The organism is Fulvivirga imtechensis AK7 (genome assembly GCF_000331535.1).
Classification (GTDB): domain Bacteria; phylum Bacteroidota; class Bacteroidia; order Cytophagales; family Cyclobacteriaceae; genus Fulvivirga; species Fulvivirga imtechensis.
In genome coordinates, this window is record NZ_AMZN01000089.1 from 17,334 (window position 1) to 36,643 (window position 19,310).

15 protein-coding genes are annotated in these 19,310 nt (G+C 43.2%); 11 read left to right on the forward strand and 4 right to left on the reverse strand.

The features are described 5' to 3' along the window. Positions 1-4: 4 nt before the first annotated feature. Entirely contained in the window at positions 5-3,103 is a 3,099-nt protein-coding gene (locus tag C900_RS23515; protein ID WP_009582796.1) for a SusC/RagA family TonB-linked outer membrane protein, read from the reverse strand. A gap of 232 nt (positions 3,104-3,335) precedes the next feature. Between C900_RS23515 and C900_RS23520 the strand changes: the two genes are divergently transcribed. The 3 genes from C900_RS23520 to C900_RS23525 all read left to right on the forward strand — a co-directional run bounded on the left by C900_RS23520 (position 3,336) and on the right by C900_RS23525 (position 4,978). Then, positions 3,336-4,358: a hypothetical protein gene (locus tag C900_RS23520; protein WP_009582797.1), complete on the forward strand. Its 1,023-nt coding sequence runs from the start codon at positions 3,336-3,338 to the stop codon at positions 4,356-4,358. A gap of 92 nt (positions 4,359-4,450) precedes the next feature. Continuing rightward, positions 4,451-4,618 (forward strand): hypothetical protein, encoded by a 168-nt coding sequence (locus C900_RS30085; protein ID WP_009582798.1) that lies wholly within the window; start codon positions 4,451-4,453, stop codon positions 4,616-4,618. 24 nt (positions 4,619-4,642) lie between these two features. Then, positions 4,643-4,978 (forward strand): type II toxin-antitoxin system VapC family toxin, encoded by a 336-nt coding sequence (locus tag C900_RS23525; RefSeq protein ID WP_009582799.1) that lies wholly within the window; start codon positions 4,643-4,645, stop codon positions 4,976-4,978. Between the two features lie 95 nt (positions 4,979-5,073). On the opposite strand, the gene C900_RS23530 is transcribed toward C900_RS23525, so the two are convergent. After that, positions 5,074-7,542 (reverse strand): ligase-associated DNA damage response DEXH box helicase, encoded by a 2,469-nt coding sequence (locus C900_RS23530; protein ID WP_009582800.1) that lies wholly within the window; start codon positions 7,540-7,542, stop codon positions 5,074-5,076. Positions 7,543-7,708: 166 nt separating this feature from the next. On the opposite strand from C900_RS23530, the gene C900_RS28865 reads away from it, so the two are divergent. The 6 genes from C900_RS28865 (at position 7,709) to C900_RS23560 (ending at position 13,937) form a co-directional block, all read left to right on the forward strand. Further along, a complete protein-coding gene (locus C900_RS28865) occupies positions 7,709-8,287 on the forward strand; it encodes a porin family protein (protein WP_009582801.1) in 579 nt (192 codons plus the stop codon). Positions 8,288-8,289: 2 nt separating this feature from the next. Continuing rightward, positions 8,290-9,174, forward strand: a complete 885-nt coding sequence (locus tag C900_RS23540; protein ID WP_009582802.1) for a PorP/SprF family type IX secretion system membrane protein — start codon at positions 8,290-8,292, stop codon at positions 9,172-9,174. A gap of 96 nt (positions 9,175-9,270) precedes the next feature. Beyond that, complete coding sequence (locus C900_RS23545; RefSeq protein ID WP_009582803.1) at positions 9,271-9,768, forward strand: MarR family winged helix-turn-helix transcriptional regulator; 498 nt, start codon at positions 9,271-9,273, stop codon at positions 9,766-9,768. Further along, positions 9,755-11,227 (forward strand): pyridoxal phosphate-dependent decarboxylase family protein, encoded by a 1,473-nt coding sequence (locus C900_RS23550; RefSeq protein ID WP_009582804.1) that lies wholly within the window; start codon positions 9,755-9,757, stop codon positions 11,225-11,227. Before C900_RS23545 ends, C900_RS23550 begins: the two co-directional genes overlap by 14 nt. Continuing rightward, on the forward strand, positions 11,227-11,721 hold the full coding sequence (locus C900_RS23555; RefSeq protein WP_009582805.1) for a GNAT family N-acetyltransferase: 495 nt from the start codon (positions 11,227-11,229) through the stop codon (positions 11,719-11,721). The genes C900_RS23550 and C900_RS23555 overlap by 1 nt, the downstream gene beginning before the upstream one ends. A gap of 257 nt (positions 11,722-11,978) precedes the next feature. Further along, entirely contained in the window at positions 11,979-13,937 is a 1,959-nt protein-coding gene (locus C900_RS23560; protein ID WP_040497405.1) for an outer membrane protein assembly factor BamB family protein, read from the forward strand. A 135-nt stretch (positions 13,938-14,072) separates the two neighbouring features. Here the strand turns inward: C900_RS23560 and C900_RS23565 are convergent, their stop codons facing one another. After that, positions 14,073-15,068 (reverse strand): potassium channel beta subunit family protein, encoded by a 996-nt coding sequence (locus tag C900_RS23565; RefSeq protein ID WP_009582807.1) that lies wholly within the window; start codon positions 15,066-15,068, stop codon positions 14,073-14,075. 113 nt (positions 15,069-15,181) lie between these two features. Next, positions 15,182-15,586 (reverse strand): four helix bundle protein, encoded by a 405-nt coding sequence (locus tag C900_RS23570; RefSeq protein WP_009582808.1) that lies wholly within the window; start codon positions 15,584-15,586, stop codon positions 15,182-15,184. 197 nt (positions 15,587-15,783) lie between these two features. On the opposite strand from C900_RS23570, the gene C900_RS23575 reads away from it, so the two are divergent. Beyond that, positions 15,784-18,090, forward strand: a complete 2,307-nt coding sequence (locus C900_RS23575; RefSeq protein ID WP_009582809.1) for a DUF2339 domain-containing protein — start codon at positions 15,784-15,786, stop codon at positions 18,088-18,090. Further along, the gene (locus C900_RS23580) at positions 18,080-19,303 is read left to right on the forward strand and encodes a DUF3999 family protein (protein WP_009582810.1); all 1,224 of its coding nucleotides are present in this window, start codon (positions 18,080-18,082) and stop codon (positions 19,301-19,303) included. Before C900_RS23575 ends, C900_RS23580 begins: the two co-directional genes overlap by 11 nt. Positions 19,304-19,310 lie beyond the last annotated feature (7 nt).

Below are 19,310 nucleotides of genomic sequence, written 5' to 3' on the forward strand. Positions count from 1 at the left end.
TGCTTTAAAGTGTTAGATTCAAAGTGAAGAAGTAACTTCTCACTCCCGGATAGCCCAGTCCGGTAAATGCAGTAGCATTTCCTCCTGCCCCCGCACTAAATGATTCGGGATCATACCCGTTCCAGGGGGTGGATAAGATAATATTGTTGGCTGAAGCGGAAACATTTACCCGCTGGAAAGGAGTTGAGGAAATGATAGATGCCGGTAAATCATAACCCAGCGTAACATTTCTTAATTTGATATAGGACGCATCCTGAACAAAGTTCTCAGATATTCCCCGGTAGGCATTCCTGTAAAATCCGGCCCCATAATCCACATAATCCGGACCCAACCCCTGTCCGAGCCATACCTGCTGTGTATTAGCCGATCCATCCGCCAATCGACCATCAAAAATTACCATCTGATTCCTGTTGGTAGAGTAGTCAAGCATACCAAAGGCAGAATAGAAGTTATCATACTGACTGAATTGGTCGACACCATATCGTGCATCAATCAAAAGTGACAGGCTCAGCCCTTTATAGGTAAAGGTGTTAGTCATGCCTGCAGTCCAATCCGGCATGGCATTACCCAGAATCAGTTGATCACCATTTGCCACAGGAAAACCATCACTGCCTATCAACAGCGGCAGGTCTCTGTCAAGAATAGTTAAATCTTCGGGTTTGCCATTGGCATAATACCTTTCATAGCTTGTGCCATACAGGTTGCCATATGGATCGCCTTCGATCAGGGTCATAGTTACTGAACTACCAACATAGCCGAACTGGCTACCCACCACAATGGATTCAATGCCTTCCCTGATATCTACCACAGTGTTTTTGTTTTTGGTGAAATTCAACCTAACATTCCAGGTAAAGGCGTCATTTCTAATAGGAGTGCCGCTAAGCACCAGTTCAACGCCCTTATTCTCAAGCTCTCCGGCATTGGTGATTAATCGAGTAAAACCGGTTCCATTCGATACCGGAACGGGAATAATCTGATCTTTACTGTTGGACTTATACCAGGTAAGGTCTATTCCCAGTCGATTTTGCAGGAAGTTAGCTTCTAAGCCGAACTCTATTGATGTTGTTCTTTCTGGCTTAAGGTCTGCTGAACCCAAGGTATTTGACCGGGTATAACCTAATTCACCATTCAACGGAAAGCCATCTGCAGATGTGTATGTAATTGCTGTGGAGTAGGGCTGAGCATCTTTGCCAACCTCAGCATAAGACGCCCTAAGTTTGCTGTAGGAAACAAAGTCCGGCAAATTGAGCAATTCATCAAATACAAATCCAAGGCTCACAGAAGGATAAAAGAATGATCTGTTTTCTTTTGGCAACGTTGAAGACCAGTCGTTTCTTCCTGTAATATTCAGGTAAAGGAAGTCGTCATAGTTCAATGTCAGATCACCATAAACACCGACTAATCGCTGTTTTCGGATGATTTCCGAAGTAAGTTGTTCCGTTACATTGCTCAGGTGGTAAAACCTGGGGATAACGAATTCATTTCCTCTGGCTACAATAGTATTTCTATCACGGTCGAATACATCATGCCCCAGTCGCAATGAAGCTGAAAATCGTTCTGTAATATCTCTGCTTACCGTTAAATTCAAAGTAGAATTAATATCCCTGCTGTTGATCCTTGTCTGCTCAATAAATCCAGTACTGCTCAACGGAAATTCATTTTCAACACCTAATGGTCCCGGCAAAATCTCCGTGCGCTGATCACTGTAATAATCCGATCCAAGTCTGTACATGATGTTCAGCCACTCCAATGGCTTGTAGTTAACATTCACATTACCTATTATCCTATTGACATCATCTTCATAAGTCCAGTATCGCGCAGTATAGAGTGGATTGGAATTACCGTAAGTCTTCTGTGTACCATCTGGATTGAGGTAATCGGTAGCATCTTGCGTAAATGCCCAGTACATCAGTGTTTCCATGATCCTGTCGTGAGGCACCCGGTCGCCACCTGATTTGGCATAGTTTACCGACCCGGTGATGTCCAGTTTTTCATTGAGATTCACAGTACCGGAGAGCTTCACAGCAGTTCTGTCCCAGGTGCTGAATGGAATCACGCCTTCTTGCTGAAAATTTGAAACCGATGTAAAGAACGTAGCATTTTCGCTGCCTCCGGAGATACTTACATAGTTATCATATTGCTTCCCGGTTTGCATTACGCTTTTGGTGTTATCATAATACACATATTCCGGATCGATGATCCGACCTGCTGCTATAGGCGCTCCCCAGCTTGGCCAGAAACTATCATTGCTATAGTCTCCTGAAAAACCTTGTCCGAATCCTTCCTGGAATTGGGGGTATTTATTGACCTCCTCAAAACCAATGGAGCTTTTGATATTCACCACCATTTTTCCTGCTTTCCCCTTTTTAGTAGTGATGATGACCGCTCCGTTAGCTGCTCGCACACCATAGAGGGCGGTAGCGGCAGCGCCTTTCAGAATGGATACAGACTCTACATCATTTGGATTGATATCCGCGGCCCTGTTACTCAGCCCCCGTGGTGTTCCATTCGATTCCACTGTTGAATTGTCGATGGGTACACCGTCCACCACAAAGAGCGGCTGGTTGTCAGCACCAGGATCAAGAGAGGTAAGCCCGCGGATGATGATCCGTGAGCTCATACCGGGCGCTCCTCCCGAGTTGGTGATCTGAACGCCTGCTACCTGTCCCTGCAGGGCGTTGACCAGATTGGCCTGTTTGGTTTTTGTTATATCATCGCTACTGACCTCTTCTACAGCATAACCCAAACCTCTTTTTTCCTGCTCAATACCAAAGGCTGTAACCACCACTTCATTGAGCTGGGTAATGTCCGGCTGTAATTGATAATCGATAACGCTCCGCCCCTGAACGGGCACTTCTACGGTTTCATAACCTATAAAAGATATCATTAGAGTAGTAGCGCCTGATGACATCTCGATAGTATAATTACCGTCAACATCTGTAACTGTTCCCACTGTAGTGCCTTTTACCACGACTGATGCTCCCGGCAAAGGATTCCCGTCTTCAGCGGTAATCTTTCCAGTAACAGTCTGCCCCTGGCCATAAGTGACATGGCAAGCGATACAGACTATAACAAAGCTTAAAAGTGTAAAAATCTTCTTCATATAGTATTGGTTGGTTGACCGTGACATATTTAACAGGGGCAGACTGGAATTAAAAACGGTCAGATCTTATTTATAGAAATTCATAACTTACTGACAACAAAATCGTTAACTCTATTAAGCGTGTCAAATCCTGGTCAAATCATTGGAATAACCATTGACGAACCTTTGACGAACCTTTGATATCCACTGAAATAGCAGTAAGTTTCTATAAATTTCTGTCACCAAAACCAACATGATCCCAAAGAAAATACGTACGGAAATCGAAAATTCCTCAGTGATTACCAACATCATAGGCATTAAAAGTACAGCACATGATTGGCAAAATTTTACCCGCACCACCTTTGAAAGGATAGCCAGAAGGATCAACCAGGAAGTGACCAGAAAAGTGATTGATGCCCCTTTTCTGGTGAAAGATTTCCTCTTGTTCGGTGAGCACGAATTTGATAACATCCTGTTCAAATACAAACTGAAGAACATCGAAGACTTTATTGAGCACCTGAAAGGCATGAACCACCAAAAGCCGTACAGTTGGATCAGTGGAAAAACGCTACAGGGCTACTGGAATGGAGGCGATGCAAAAGATAAAAAGCTTAACGTACTGCTCACCTTCCTCGGGGTCAACCTTCAGGATTGGGATGATTGGAAAAACCACAGAGAAGAATCTGTAAACCCCGCTACAAATGCTTCTTCAAATAAACTGAATGATACTCTTTGGCTGCTGAGAAAGCACTTCGTTGGCCACTATTACCGTTATTACCAAAAAACAGATAACAGCCCTGTTCTCATCAAAACACCTTTTATCATCAGAGAGGACCCCAAAGACATAGTGGTGGTGGAGACGAAGACCATGGGGCACCAGTACAAAAGCGCCTATATGATCATCAGAAATGGTGCGTTGTACATTGAGTGTGAAAATATGGACTGGAACGAAAAGGAAAGCTATATTTTTAACATTGGCTTTGAAACCAATGCGCAGGTGATGATCGGGGTGTCCAATACCCTGAACCGAAAAGGCCAGGCCATCGCTATTAAAAATGTGCTTGTAAAACAAAATCAGCCTTTCGACTACCATACAATGTCGGGCGTAGAGGTCCCCTTTGAGCACCGGTTTGATCCATCTTCCGAAGAAGCCAGGGTGGTATCATTTTTTAAAAATGGCAGCAATATTATTACTACACCTTACTGTTATACTCTGGAGGAGTTGAGTTCGCTAGCGAGTGATAAGACCAGCGGTGTGTTTGAGGGTAAAACTTAATTCAAGCTTCTGAACCACGTTATGAACATAAAAATGAATAAATAGGTTAAGTTCTTATAATCTTGTTATATTCAAATAAATGATGTGCTACAATGATAACAATTATAAAAAGAGGAACCCCAATCGAAAAAATGAAGCAGCTTCTAAATGAAGCTTTTTCAAAAACACCTAAAAAAAATATAAAGAAGTATGCAGGTGTGCTTAAAACAGATATTGACCCTCTTGAATATCAAAAACAAATGAGAAATGAATGGGACTAGACTTTTTGTAGAACAAATATTTTATTGTATTTCCTTAAAGGCGATCCCGAAGTGGTTGAAATAATTTCTGATAAGGACTTGACCATTTCTTTTGTCACCGAGCTTGAGCTGCTATCATTTCCTAAATTAACAAATGAATCGGAAGCTGACATTAAAGGCTTGCTTAACAACTGTACCATCATTGAACTTAAACAGGAGATAAAGGAATTAACTATTGAGTTTCGGAAACGGTACAGGTTAAAACTCCCCGATTCAATAATCGCTGCTTCTGCCTATTTTCACAAACTGCCATTAATAACAGCAGATAAAGAGTTTCACAAATTGGAAGAGATGAATATCATCTTGTACGAAAATGAATAATATTTTCTGACAGTTCTATGGCCGATTGTTGATAAAACATGAGGCCTTATAAATATTACTTGCATCTGAAGATTTTTGAACCACAGGCTTCAAACTCAATCATCAAACTGCAACTGCATCCTCTTTACCCTGTCTTCAAGTTTTTCCGAGCTCAATTTTTCACGCATTCTGTCCACCATTATCGGGAAGGCAAAGGGAGTAGGCTTCGTAGGTTCGGTAATGATGATCTTCTGGTTATTGATCCTTTCCAGCGCTTTTCGCATACGGGCTTCTTCAAGTTGGAAATCCATTACCTCCTCATAAGCTTGCAATAGCAACAGGTTTTCAGATTCATAGTCATTGAAGACATCAAAAAACAGTTGTGATGAAGACTGCAAATGCCTGTCCTTGATCTGGTGGCCGGGGTAACCCTTGAAAACCAGACCGGAAATAGCGGCGATGTCGCGAAATCTTCTTCTCGCCATCTCCACACTGTTGATACTGGCCTGGATGTCGCGCCAAAGGTTGTCGGGCGACAATACATCGGTTTCTATCGCTTCGTAGATAGGTATTTCCTGATCGGAAAGCAGCTCAAAACCATAGTCGTTCATGGCTATGCTAAAGGTGATGGGCGTGATCTGCGCCAGCCGGTGAGCCAGAAGCGCTCCCATACCTTCATGCACTGCACGTCCTTCAAACGGATACATCACCACATGATAGCCTTCACGGCTTTTGAAATATTCAATGAGGAATTCATTTTTTGTCGGCAGGTGCGAACGCCTTTTTTGCAGATCCATCAGCGGCTGAAGAAAATTCAATTCCACATCTTCTTTCTCTCCTTTTCGGGTCACATCATGAAGTTTCTTTCTCAACATTACCGACATCTGGGATGACAGCGGCATTCTGCCACCCTGCCACGAGGGCACTGCTTTGGCTTTCTTTTTGGTATTCCTCACCTGCACCACCATCTCTTTGATCCGCACCAGCTCCAGGTTGCGCCCCGCAAACCAAAAGACATCTCCCGGAGATAACCTGGCAATAAACCATTCTTCGATAGTTCCGATGTATTTTCCGCTGACATATTTCACCTGGAGAGAAGAATCACTCACAATAGTACCGATGGACAGCCGATGTCGCATGGCTACCATCCGATTCTTCACTTTATAAACACCGTCCTCTATTTCTACTTTCCGGTATTCATCATAAGCAGTAAGCGCTGCACCCCCGGTGGTGACAAACCTCAGTAGCCACTTCCATTCTGCGTCTGTTACACTGCTGTAGCTAAAAGTGCCTTTTATTTCCGGGTAAATTTCATCCTGCCTAAAACCATCCGAAACAGCCAGCGTCACGAGGTACTGGATCAGCACATCGAAGGAGCGGATGTAGGGGATCCTGTCTTCCACCAGACCAATGGCAATGGCTTCTCGTAACGCAGCCGCTTCTGTTAGTTCCAGAGAATGCGTGGGTACAAAATAGATCTTACTCAATGCTCCCGGCTGATGTCCGCTACGGCCCGCCCGCTGCATGAAGCGCGCGACCCCTTTTGGGCTTCCAATCTGAATAATGGTCTCCACAGGGCGGAAATCCACCCCAAGATCAAGGCTGGAAGTGCAAACTACTGCCTTCAACTGTTCGTTATGCAATGCATCCTCCACCCAATCCCGGAGTTCGCGACTGATAGACCCATGATGCATAGCCATTATACCTGCCAGCTCCGGAGCCTTATCCAGTAGCCTTTGATACCATATTTCAGCGAATGACCTCGTATTGGTAAATATAAGTGTACTTTTACTGTTCTTGATGATCGGTATCACCTTATCGATCAGGTTGGTGCCCAAATGACCGGCCCAGGGCAGCTTTTCCACCGTGTCAGGCAGCACAGATTCGACCTCGATCGCTTTCTTAATGTCTGACTTGATAACCTTATACTTTCCCCTGACATGCGATGAGCCCAACAACGCCTGCAAAGCCTCATCCATATTGCCGATCGTAGCTGATATGCCCCAGACCTTAAGTTGCGGACATACTGTTTTTAATCTTGACAATGCCAGCTCCATCTGAACGCCCCTTTTAGAGCCCATCAACTCGTGCCATTCATCACAAACAACGGCTCGCAGGTTCTCAAAAAATTTGGCGTATCCCTTTTGTGCGAGCATTAGCTGAAGACTTTCCGGAGTGGTGATCAAAAATTCGGGAGGACTTTTCTTCATTTTCTCTCTTTCGGCCGAAGATGTATCGCCAGTCCTTAATTTTACATGCCAGTCGATTCCCAGGCCGTCCACAGCCTTTTGTGCAGAGTTGCTAATTTCCCTGGCCAGCGCCTTAATGGGTGTTATCCAGATGGCGCGCAAGCCATGTCCAGCCCGTGACTTTTTAGTAGCTCCGGAAGCAGCCTGCTCGTTCAGAAATTCAAGGAGAATGGGCATGACCAGCGAGTAGGTTTTACCGCTACCAGTAGGTGCATTGACAAGCCCGTGATAGCCGCTAAGATAGGCCTCCCATGCCTCCTGTTGAAAGGTAAAGGGCGTCCAGCTTTTGCTAGCAAACCATCTTTTGGCAATATCTGTCAATTCAGCATTAGTCATACCCTTCTAAGTTAACGCTAGTTTTGTAATAATTTGTTTGATACGTTTTTTTCGTTTGTAACCAATTAACCACAGAGGACGCTGAGAAGAAACAAGATTTTCAACAATGACAGTAGTAAGTAATTCATAAAAATATTAACATTGCAGATTACCATTATGATAAAAAATGAAATTATTAGTTTTATCTTTTTCTGTTATTTACTTTTCTCATTGCACCTTTTCACAAGCCCAGAACACATCCTTTGCCTTAAAAGGAGGGCTTAATATTGCCTCCGTAAGCGGGCTGGACAATAATCGTTCCCGAGCCGATTTTCTGCTCGGATTTGCTGCCAACCGTCATTTTACATCGGGTTTTTCCCTTCAGCCTGAAATTTACTATTCTAATCAGGGCGCAATGTTCAAAGACAGCGAAGTAGAGTTAAAATATCAATACCTGAATATGCCGCTGCTATTGAAAATGCATTTTTCAAAACTGCATGTATTTTTTGGCCCGCAAATAGGGCTACTTATCACAGCTAAAGAAAAAAATAATAGTGAAACGACAGACGTTACGGCATCAATTGACAACATTGATGCTTCAGCAGCCATAGGTTTTGGCCTTTCTGTTTCTCAACACCTATCCTTTGACCTTCGATATATTCACGGGGTTCATGATATACGAAAAAACTACAATAAAACAGGCAGAGCGCTTTACCATAAAGTTTTTCAATTAAACATCTTTTACTCAATAGGAAAAGGAAAGTAAATATGAAGAAGATTTATCTCTCAACACTTCTGGCATTTGCGGTGTTGGCAGGCTATGCACAGGAAAAACATTTTGACCTTTATATGTATGATTTAAAAATGGTCAACCCCGCTTTCACTGGTCGGGATAGTGCACAAATTTTTAACACATTTATCAATTATACCAGTTTCGAAAGTTCTAATGCTTCAACAGCTATGATTTCATATGAAAACAGGCTGAGCAGTATCAGTAGCGGCATTGGTTTACTCGCTTATCATTATCAGTCTGGTCCTCACTCACAAATCGGGGTAAGATTACCATACAGCTACTATTCAACAGTTGCAAAGGGAGTACTGACAATCGGAGCGATGATCAATTACAAAAAACATGCAATAGATACTGATGCTTTCAGAACAATTGATCCTGATGACCCAGTACTTAACCCTGAAAATAATATCCCAAGTATTGATGCTTTTGACCTGGATTTCGGATTAGTATATCAACTGAAAAATACACAGTTGGGTTTGACTGTTGCCAATCTTTTGGAGCCTGAGTTCAACTTTGGTAATAATGCAATCATTCAAAAGCAAAATCGAACCTTAATACTTTCACTAACAAAATATTTCCAACTTACTGATGGCATGAAGGCCCTGCCTATGATCCACTATTTTTCTGACTTTTCATCAGTTGGTGTGGATATTAACACAATCCTCGAAATTAAGAAAGTTATTCTTTTAGGCGCAGGTTATCAAATTCTCCAAAGCCGGGATAACAACTTGCATTTCAGTGGTGGAGTAAATATCAAAAGCACAATACAATTGATCATTAAGGCTTATTCCAAAAAATATCAAGACCTCAATTCCGCCAATAACGTAGAGGCCAACCTCAGCATTCGACTGAAAAATTAAAACCAAACCCGTCTTATCAAAAAATTGGCATCAATTTATGTAGTCGACTACATTTATTTTCCTATATTTACGTAGTTAACTACATAAATACATCTCATGAATGAAGATATAGTTAAAGAGCTGGGGTATTTGTCATTGGCCTCACGGCTAAAAAGGATCAGCGATACGATGATACACAGCGGCAGGCAGATGTATAAAGAACTGAATTGGGATATAGAGCCCAACTGGTTTCTGATATTTCTAACACTGGAGAAGCATGGCAGCCTCTCGGTGACTGACATTGCCGGTAAGCTGCAATTTACTCACCCTTCTGTCATTACCATTGTAAACAAAATGACAAAGGCAGGGTATGTGGAATCATCCAAGTGCAGTGAAGACGGTCGCAGGCAGTGGATCGCGCTGACTAATAAAGCCAAAAAGAGGCTGCCGGAGTTCAAAAGAATATGGCAGGCGGGTACTGACGGCATCGAAAACATGCTGAAAGGATATGACCTTCTCCCTATTCTTGACCACATTGAAAAACAGCTTTCCTCCGAAAGCTTTAAAGACAGGACTTTTTCAGAATATACCCTTCAACACCATGAACAAAGATAAATCACTCGATTACTCGCTTAACGAATTTGCTTCATTGCTACAAAAAAGCAGTGATATTGTTATAGATCGCTATGCCCATCTGGTTGGTGCTAAAGCCTATGCAGGTCTCACACCCAAAGAAGTGGAATCATGGTTTAACGAACCGGTACCTGAACAAGGTATGGAACCGGCAAAGCTTCTTGATCTGGTGAAAGAAAAAGTAGTGGACACAGCCACGCTAAACATTGGCCCCAATATGTATGCCTACGTTATGGCAGGTGGTACTCAGGTTTCAATCTTAGCTGAGCTACTTGCCTCTTCTATTAATCAAAATGTGGGTAAGTGGCATTTGGCTCCTGTGATGAGCGAGCTGGAAAAAAGAGTGGTGCAATGGGGTGGACAATTCATCGGGTATGGTGACGCTGCCGGAGGTGTTTTGGTGAGCGGAGGGTCTGCTGCCAATCTCACCGGACTTACCGTGGCCAGAAATGTTTTCCTGGAGAGCGAGAATGTTAGAAAAAGTGGGCTTTTTGGCTTTAAGCCGTTGATCATCTATGCTTCCGATGAGGTACATGGTTGTATCGACAAGAGTGTTGAACTGCTTGGCATTGGGTCAGATAATTTTCGAAAGATCCCAACCCATTCCGATTTCATTATTGACCTCGAGGCTTTGGAACACCAGATCCTTTTGGACATTGAGAATGGAAAGCGTCCTTTCTGCATTATTGGCAATGCGGGAACCGTCAACACCGGTGCTATCGACCCGTTGGACCGCCTGGCTGACCTGGCTGACAAGTATAACCTTTGGTACCACATCGATGGCGCTTACGGAGGGTTGGCTGCTGCGGTAGATGATTTGAGGAAAAAGTACAAGGGCATAGAAAGAGCCGATTCAATAGCGATTGACTTTCACAAGTGGCTATACCAGCCATTCGAAGCCGGTTGTACACTGGTTAAAAACTGGGATCAGTTGAACCGCACGTTCTACAAAAGGGCGGCTTATCTGGATACAGACACCAAAACTGATCAGCGATTTGATTTTAATGAGCACCATTTTCAGCTTTCCCGGAATGCCAAAGCGCTGAAGATCTGGATGAGCTTTAAAGCCTACGGAGCTGAGGTGATCAGGGCCTGCATTGAAAAAGATATCAGACTCACAAAATACCTCGCCGACCAAATTACACAATCTCAAGACTTCGAATTGTGTAATATTCCGGACCTGTCGGTAGCCTGTTTCCGGTATCTCGGCACGGATCCCAACATGCCCCAAGCCACTATCGACCAGCTCAACAAACTGATCATTCCTGAGCTGGAGGCTGACGGAAGGGTGTTTATTACAGGCACTTCGCTGCAAAACCGGCCAGTGATACGGGCGTGCCTGATCAACCACCGTCTACAGCAGGAGAATATTGATTTTTTGCTGAAAGTGATCAGAGAAGTGGGTGTAAAAGCAGAAGGTAAACTTAAAGTGGCCGGCTGATGCAAAAGGAAGTCACCATCCGGGCTGTAAAGCCTGAGGATTATGACCAAATATGGGAGATCATCAGGCAAGTGATCAAAACAGGTGATACCTATGTTTTTGATCCGGATTCTTCCCGTGAGAAAATACTGGGCTATTGGATCGCTCCGGACAAGCATTGTTTTGTCGCAGAGGTCAATGGCGCTGTTGCTGGCTCTTTTCTTATCAAAAGCAACCAGCCAGACCTTGGAAACCATGTAGCCAATGCCTCCTACATCGTTCATCCGGAATTTCGCGGTCTTGGAATTGGCAGAATGATGGGAGAAGCATCTATTTCCAAGGCCCGGGAGCTGGGATATCACGCTATGCAGTTTAACTATGTGATCAAAACCAACACCACAGCGGTAACTCTCTGGAAGAGCCTCGGATTTCGAATTGTAGGTGAAGTGCCGAATGCTTACAGACATCAACAGCTCGGCCTGACGAATGTATATATCTTTTATCGGGAGTTATAATTTTTCTACACCCTTTCTTATCACTTCCAGTGCACTCATAAAGCACTGAAAGTAAGCTGATTATTTCTATTTCAGCATATATAAACTTTTCTTCTCATTATTTTTTCTAGCGCTTAATTCCTTTCAAATCTTTAATAATCCACTAATAATGAGTATATTATAAAAGCCAGGGCTACTCCATTTTTGGATTTGGTACGGATATTGGATGGAGCGGATTATGTCCACTATAAAAAAAATGCAATCAATTTTTACTCATTATGAATATAAAAACTACTATGATCCTGGCGCTGGCAGCTATCAGTGCTTTCGCCAATGCGCAGGTTAAAGAAAAGTGGACTGCCTCACTCTCCGGAAGTGTTTCCTGGCAACAAGTTACTGCCTCGGGAACTTTTCTTGTGGGCACCTCTTCCACTCTTGCAGCGGTAGACCCAGAAACGGGAGGGGTAAACTGGCAGTTGGCTCAATTTGCAGGCGTGCCACAAGAGCAAGTACAGCAAGTGGGCTCTTCCCCTCTGATATCCGTCAACAACAAGGGCAGCATCTATATGGTTGATCCATTTAATGGAAGCATTAAATTCGACTCTCAAAAAGCCGGTGTCGGTGAAATTATTGACGATTTTGTACTCTATCAATCCAATGGTGTTTTGATAGCCGGAAAGGATCTTTCTAACAAGCCGGTGATGGTATTTGCCAGTCTTGACAACGGAGAGGTAGCATGGAAACTTAATGATGACTATGGCAGAGTGGTAAGCGTCAATGAACTAGGTAGCGGTGAAATCCTTGTCGTTACTATCTTTTCAAACTACAAGATCAACAGTATAACGGGTGACGTGATATGGAAGAATGACGTCTCGGAGGCCAACAAGCAGATGGAGAAGCTGGGTGCTTTTGGAAACCTGATGAAGCAGGTAGCCACACAGCAGGCAGAGAAAATGGATTTTAATGTTAAATTCTACAAACATCCTTCAAAAGATATTTTTTATGTGGCCTCGGAGCAGGAAAAACAGTCTTCCTTCAGCTCTTCCTCAAGCACCAGTAACATGCCTCCCTCCTATTCCTCAGTTTTTTATGCCTACAACATGAGTGATGGCTCCAGGATCTGGGAGAAGCAATTAGAAGTAGATGGCAAGTTGAGTCAGTTACATTTCCATGATAAAGGGCTGATCATCTTACCCGATGATGGTTCTAACACCAAGATCAACCTGTATGATTACCAGTCGCAGGAAGGCCTTTGGGGCAAAAAGGGTCGTGGGGTAAAGGTAAAGGGTGGTATCTATGATTATATACCCGTAGGTAGCGGTCTGCTGCTGATCTCCAGGAATGGCGAGAAAAACTACCTGACGTTTTTAGATACAAACCTGGGCATTCTCACTTTTGAAAAACCTGTTAAAATTGATGGTGAAGTGGTCTACACCGAAAAAGTCAGCAATGGGGTGTTATATGTAACCACCGAGGAAGCCAATATCCTTAACACCTCCACGGGAGAGCTGGTACTTCCCAAGTCAATTATTACCAGCCCATCCCTAACCGGCCATAAGGATGGAAAAATGTATGCTTTCGATGTAAAAGAAGACAAGCTGAAAGTACTCGATAAATCTTCCGGCACTGTATCTGACTTTTCATCGGTGGAATTAAAGTTTGAAGGTAAAGAATCTCCGAACCAACTCGAGATAAGAGGAGACGGTATTTTCGTCAATTCAGACCAAAATGTAGCATTATTTGACAACTCGGGAAGCCTGCTATACCAAAACTACTATGAAGCTCCCCGCGAGCCAGGACTGAAAAGAGCGTTGCTATATGCGCAGGCTGTTCGTGCTGCGTATATTGGGGCCAGTGCGTATGCCGCGTCAGGTGCCTTTCAGGCGGCCACTCCTCAGGTAAAACAGGAAGACGCATTGGCAGGTGCTATCGTTGAAGGTGTAGGGCAAGCTTACGGAGAGTTAGGAGATGCGGCTTCTGATTTTGCTAAAAAATCGTTTCAACAGGCCAGTGCAAGGTTCAAAGCCTCTACACAAGCTCGTGATTTTATGATGATCCTGTCCAGAAAAGAGGGCAATCAAAACGCACTGCTTAAGGTGAATAAAATCACAGGTAAAGTAGATACATTTATCGATCTCGGTAAGGAAAAAACTCCGAACTATGCGGTGGATGATGTAGCAGGGCTGGTATTTTATCAGACCGGCTTAGGGACAGTGGCGGGATATCAGCTTGATTAGTTCTGGGTTCACTGTTCTCAGTTTATCAGTTCTCGGTTCACTGTTCTCAGTTCATCAGTTACTCGTGCCACCACTTTGCCATTGAGGAGATAGTGGTGGCACGACTACTATGAGCATATTGTGAACTGTTAAAAGTCAAAATGCAGGGTGAGGAGGTTTATTATCCAGAATCTCTTCGATCTTTTCTATCACGTCTTCCGTTAGTTTTTCCTGTTCATCGAGTGCTTTCAGGTTTTCCTCCAACTGAATATTTTTGGATGCTCCGAGTATCACCGTGCTCACGTTATCGTTTTTCAGGCACCAGGCCAGCGCCAACACAGGCATAGACATACCTAGCTCTTTAGCAAAGGCAGTAAGTTTACGCACCTTTTTTATATTCTCTTCTGCCAGTGAACGGTCTTTTAACCACTCCAGGCCTTCAATTCCTAAGCGCGTGCCTTCAGGAAACCCTTCGTTATATTTACCTGAGAGCACTCCACTAGCCAGCGGAGACCATATGGTTGTGCCTAATCCCACGGTCTTGTAGATCTGATTGTACTCCACCTCTACCTTATCTCTTACAAACATATTGTACTGTGGTTGTTCCATAGCCGGACCGATCAGGTTGTACCGCTGTGCAACCATGTGCGCTTCCATGATCTCCTGGGCACTCCATTCGGAAGTTCCCCAATAGAGCACTTTGCCCTGCTGTATCAGGTTATGCATGGCCCATACGGTTTCCTCGATAGGCGTTTGTTTATCCGGTCTGTGACAGAAATAAAGATCGAGATAATCGACCTGTAGCCTCTGTAATGCCTGATGGCACGCCTCTACAACATGCTTTCTGCTCAAGCCTATCTGTGTAGGTTTCAGGTTCTTTTTACCTTCATCCGCGCCAAAGTATACTTTGCTGGACACGATGTAGCTGTCACGCCTCCATCCTTTTTTCTTCAATATTTCACCCATCACCTCTTCGGATTTCCCACCGGCATAGCTCTCTGCGTTATCGAAAAAGTTGATGCCGTTATCATAGGCCAGCGTCATCAAATCTTCTGCAGAGTTATCCCCGATCTGCTTTCCAAAGGTCAGCCATGAGCCAAAAGATAGCCGGCTTATTTGTAATCCTGATTTGCCTAGTCTGTTGTAGATCATTAGTTTAGAGTTTCCTGTTTCCTGTTTCTAGTTTAGAGTTTCCAGTTTCTAGTTTGTAGTTTATAGTTTAAAGCTTGTTTTTTCTGTTTGCAACTGGCGGTTCAAAAATCATTTTATTTGTTTTTACGATCCTTAAACTTAAGGCCTTTATGTGGTGAATTGTTCAAATAGACAATGAGCCCTCCTATCATTTTACTAACTTCGTCAGTAAGTTTATAGAGTTCATTAAAGTTTTCCTCATTTATATAGTTTTGGTCTAGTGCACGATATAACTGCGACTTAGCTTCTCCGACTGATCCTTTCGATATTGTTAGGAAGTGGATGAATTCTACAGCACCTCCGCGTTCGAATCCTTCTGCAATGTTATCCATAACTGACCCTGTGCTTCTTCTAATCTGATCCTTTAAACCAAAATCTTTAGAGAAGGGTTCTTTCTTGCTAACCTCATAAATGAGTTTACTCAGTATCCTCGCCCTTTGCCAGGCTTCAATATCTTCAAAATTCTTAAACGTAGCCATTAAAATTTGTTTAATACTACATTATAACAATAGATTTATAAAATCAAATATTTCACCGCGAAATTACAAAATCATTTCCTAAAGGATGCTAACAGCAGCCTATGGTATCAAATTCTAAACTGGAAACTAGAAACTGGAAACTCTAAACAAAAAACTAAGTCTAAGTTTTTCGTATATTTCAGGCTTACATTAACATTATGGCCTCAGATCAGGAAAAGGTAAATCAGCTTTTTGATAAGCTGGATCTACTGCTTAAGCAGCAGGAATCGTTTCAAAGGGAAATACAATCACTACGGTTAGAGATTGATGCTTTGAATCATCCGAAAGAAGCCCGGGATGTACAGCCAAAGATGGTTCCTGAGCCAGAAGTGATTCCTTCTGCTCCCTTGGCTGCCGGTGAACAAAAACATCCGGTCAAGGAGATAAAACGCAAAGCACCGGTTATCAACTTTCCATCTGTGAAGTCGGATCTGGAAAAATTCATAGGTGAAAACCTGATCAGCAAGATCGGTATTGCCATTACCGTTATCGGGGTCGCGATTGGCGCTAAATATGCTATCGACAACCAGCTGATCAGTCCGCTCACCCGGATCATTTTTGGCTACCTGATCGGTCTGGGCTTGTTGGGGTTTGCACTTAAGTTAAAAGCCAAGCATGAAAACTTCAGCGCTGTCCTGCTTAGTGGTGCGATGGCCATTTTCTACTTTATCACCTACGCAGCCCATGACTTTTATGGCCTCTTTCCACAGTCATTGGCATTTGCTCTGATGGTGGTTTTTACCGCATTCACGGTAATGGCAGCCATAAAATATAACATGGCAGTTATTGCTCATATTGGTCTTGTTGGCGCTTATGCAGTACCGTTCCTGCTTAGTGATGGTTCCGGGAAAGTGGCAGTACTTTTCTCCTACATGTCCATTATTAATACAGGGATACTGGTTGTAGCCTTCAAAAGGTATTGGAAATCACTCTACTACTCGGCATTCGCCTTCACGTGGTTGATTTTTATCGGATGGTATACCACAACTTACTATGAACCCGATCATTTTGGTCTTGCCCTCAGCTTTCTCACACTGTTCTTTCTCATTTTCTATGCGACTTTCCTTTCATACAAGCTGATCAAAAAAGAAAAATATGGTAAGGGCGATATTGTCATGCTCCTGCTTAACTCTTTTATATACTTCGGCATTGGGTATGCTCTGCTGGAGTCACATGAGGTTGGGAAAGAGCTACCGGGACTTTTCACGCTGGCCAACGCTGTTGTTCACTTTGTTGTCAGCAGAGTTATTTATAAGAACCAACAGGCAGACAAAAACTTGTTTTACCTGGCGATAGGGTTGGTACTGGTCTTCATTACCATAGCCATACCAGTACAGCTCGATGGAAACTGGGTTACCCTGCTCTGGGCTGGAGAAGCAGCGCTGCTGTTTAGGATAGGCCGGGGAAAGAAGATCACTACCTATGAAAAGCTATCTTATCCACTCATGCTCCTTGCTTTCTTCAGCATCCTTCATGACTGGTCTGACTACAATGTCTATACATATTACGAACCTGAAGAATGGATGACGCCAATCTTCAATATCTATTTTCTGACTTCCATGCTCTTTGTAGCTGCTTTCGGATACATCAACTACTACAACCGCAAAGAAAAGGCAGTGCCGGAGAGCAAAGGCAGAAATTGGCTTTACCTGATCATGAGTTTCTGTATGCCCGCCATTTTGCTTCTCACCCTTTACAAGGCTTTCCAGTTGGAAATAGCCTATTTCTGGGATAAACAGTTCAATTATTCGAGTGAAGAATACTCGGAGCAGAATTTTGACCTGTTACAATTTAAAAGTATCTGGATACTTAACTATTCGATGTTCTTTTTGACAGTTTTGTCATTTGTCAACCTAAAAAAGATCAGGAACAACGTTCTTACCTATGTCACCCTTGGGTTTAGTGCGCTTCTAATTATTATTTTCCTAACGCAAGGGCTTTTACTTTTGAGTGAGCTACGGGAATCGTATTTGTATACTAACTCGGAATATTATACACCAGGCGTCTTCCATATCCTTATCAGGTATATTTCCATTGCTTTTGCAGGTGCCCTTGTTTTTGCTATTCACAAATACATTCAACAGGAATTTGATAAGCCCGACTTCAACGTTATTTTTGATCTGCTACTGCACATTTTCCTGTTGTGGGTTATCAGCAGTGAACTGATCAACTGGATGGATATAGCAGGCTTTACACAATCATATAAACTGGGATTAAGCATTCTCTGGGGCCTTTATTCGCTGCTGCTCATAGCCTTAGGCATCATCAAGAGGAAAAAGCACCTGCGTATCGGTGCTATTGCACTTTTTGGAGTAACCCTGATCAAGCTTTTCTTCTACGACATTGCCTCGTTGGATACCATTGCAAAAACCATTGTGTTCGTATCACTGGGTGTCTTACTGCTGATCATTTCATTTCTTTACAACAAGTACAAACATATTATCGCTAACGAGAATGAAGGATAAATTTCTGGTATTCGTATTCATTTTTTCCTCCCATCTGGCCATTGGGCAAATGCAGGAGTACTCCTACAAAAGGCCGGTAGAAGGTGTAACGGATGTATGGCATAGCCTGGTCCTGCCCCCAGCTATGTTTGATAACCTTAACCCCGAGTTGAGCGACCTTAGAATATATGGCATTACAGCACAAAACGATACAATTGAAGCGCCTTACATCTTAAGACTACATGAAGATGAGCTCAGCCGCCAGCAAGTAGATTTCAACCTGATCAACACTACCAGAAATGCCCGGGGACACTATTTTACTTTTGAGGTGCCCTCGGAAAATACAGTAAATCAGTTGAAGCTCAATTTTAAAGAGCAGAATTTCGACTGGCGCGTAACCCTGGAGGGCAGTCACGACCAGAAGGAGTGGTTTACTGTCGTGGACAAAGCCCGTATGGTGTCGATCAAAAACAATGAAACAGATTATGCTTTTACTCAGCTTCGCTTTCCCCAGGTAAAATATCTATACCTGCGTGTATTGGTTCATAACAGCAAACCTCAGCCCACCTTGCTTTCTGCGACCGTTACAGAAGAACAACTAAAAAAGGGCTACTACAATACTTATAGTGTTGAAAAAATGGAAGTGGAAAATAAACACAAGCAAACCATTGCTCAAATTGAGCTGGCAGCGCCTGTTCCCGTATCTCAATTGAACATTGCGGTCGATGATACGATCGACTTTTACAGACCGGTGGCCATCCAGTATTTAAGGGACAGTACGGAAGTACCCAATGGATGGCGACACAACTACGAGACCATTGCAAATGGCGTGCTCACTTCCATGGAACCGAACGAATTCAGGTTTCAAAATGTCGTGGCAAAGAGGCTTCGGGTAATCGTTGATAATTACGACAATCAACCCTTAAGCGTCTCATCCTTCGATGTACAAGGACCTGTCTTTGATCTTGTAGCCAGATTTACAGAGCCGGCAGACTATTGGCTGGTATATGGCAATGAATATGCACGAAAACCGCAATATGACATTGTTAACTTTGCAGATAAAATACCGGAATCGGCTACAGCACTGTCTTTAGGTAATGAAGAACTGATAGCGAAAGACAAAGAAGCTACCACCCGCCCCCTGTTTGAAAATAAATGGTGGCTGTGGACGATCATGGGCATTGTGATTTTGGTGTTGGGATACTTTTCGGTGCAAATGCTGAAAACAAAATAGCCTCAAG

What these genes read in the sequence shown, in the direction of transcription:
- C900_RS23515 (WP_009582796.1), bottom strand. Translation starts at nt 3,103, where the DNA reads ATGAAGAAGATTTTTACACTTTTAAGCTTTGTTATAGTCTGTATCGCT.
- C900_RS23520 (WP_009582797.1), top strand. Translation starts at nt 3,336, where the DNA reads ATGATCCCAAAGAAAATACGTACGGAAATCGAAAATTCCTCAGTGATT.
- C900_RS30085 (WP_009582798.1), top strand. Translation starts at nt 4,451, where the DNA reads ATGATAACAATTATAAAAAGAGGAACCCCAATCGAAAAAATGAAGCAG.
- C900_RS23530 (WP_009582800.1), bottom strand. Translation starts at nt 7,542, where the DNA reads ATGACTAATGCTGAATTGACAGATATTGCCAAAAGATGGTTTGCTAGC.
- C900_RS28865 (WP_009582801.1), top strand. Translation starts at nt 7,709, where the DNA reads ATGAAATTATTAGTTTTATCTTTTTCTGTTATTTACTTTTCTCATTGC.
- C900_RS23540 (WP_009582802.1), top strand. Translation starts at nt 8,290, where the DNA reads ATGAAGAAGATTTATCTCTCAACACTTCTGGCATTTGCGGTGTTGGCA.
- C900_RS23545 (WP_009582803.1), top strand. Translation starts at nt 9,271, where the DNA reads ATGAATGAAGATATAGTTAAAGAGCTGGGGTATTTGTCATTGGCCTCA.
- C900_RS23550 (WP_009582804.1), top strand. Translation starts at nt 9,755, where the DNA reads ATGAACAAAGATAAATCACTCGATTACTCGCTTAACGAATTTGCTTCA.
- C900_RS23555 (WP_009582805.1), top strand. Translation starts at nt 11,227, where the DNA reads ATGCAAAAGGAAGTCACCATCCGGGCTGTAAAGCCTGAGGATTATGAC.
- C900_RS23560 (WP_040497405.1), top strand. Translation starts at nt 11,979, where the DNA reads ATGAATATAAAAACTACTATGATCCTGGCGCTGGCAGCTATCAGTGCT.
- C900_RS23565 (WP_009582807.1), bottom strand. Translation starts at nt 15,068, where the DNA reads ATGATCTACAACAGACTAGGCAAATCAGGATTACAAATAAGCCGGCTA.
- C900_RS23570 (WP_009582808.1), bottom strand. Translation starts at nt 15,586, where the DNA reads ATGGCTACGTTTAAGAATTTTGAAGATATTGAAGCCTGGCAAAGGGCG.
- C900_RS23575 (WP_009582809.1), top strand. Translation starts at nt 15,784, where the DNA reads ATGGCCTCAGATCAGGAAAAGGTAAATCAGCTTTTTGATAAGCTGGAT.
- C900_RS23580 (WP_009582810.1), top strand. Translation starts at nt 18,080, where the DNA reads ATGAAGGATAAATTTCTGGTATTCGTATTCATTTTTTCCTCCCATCTG.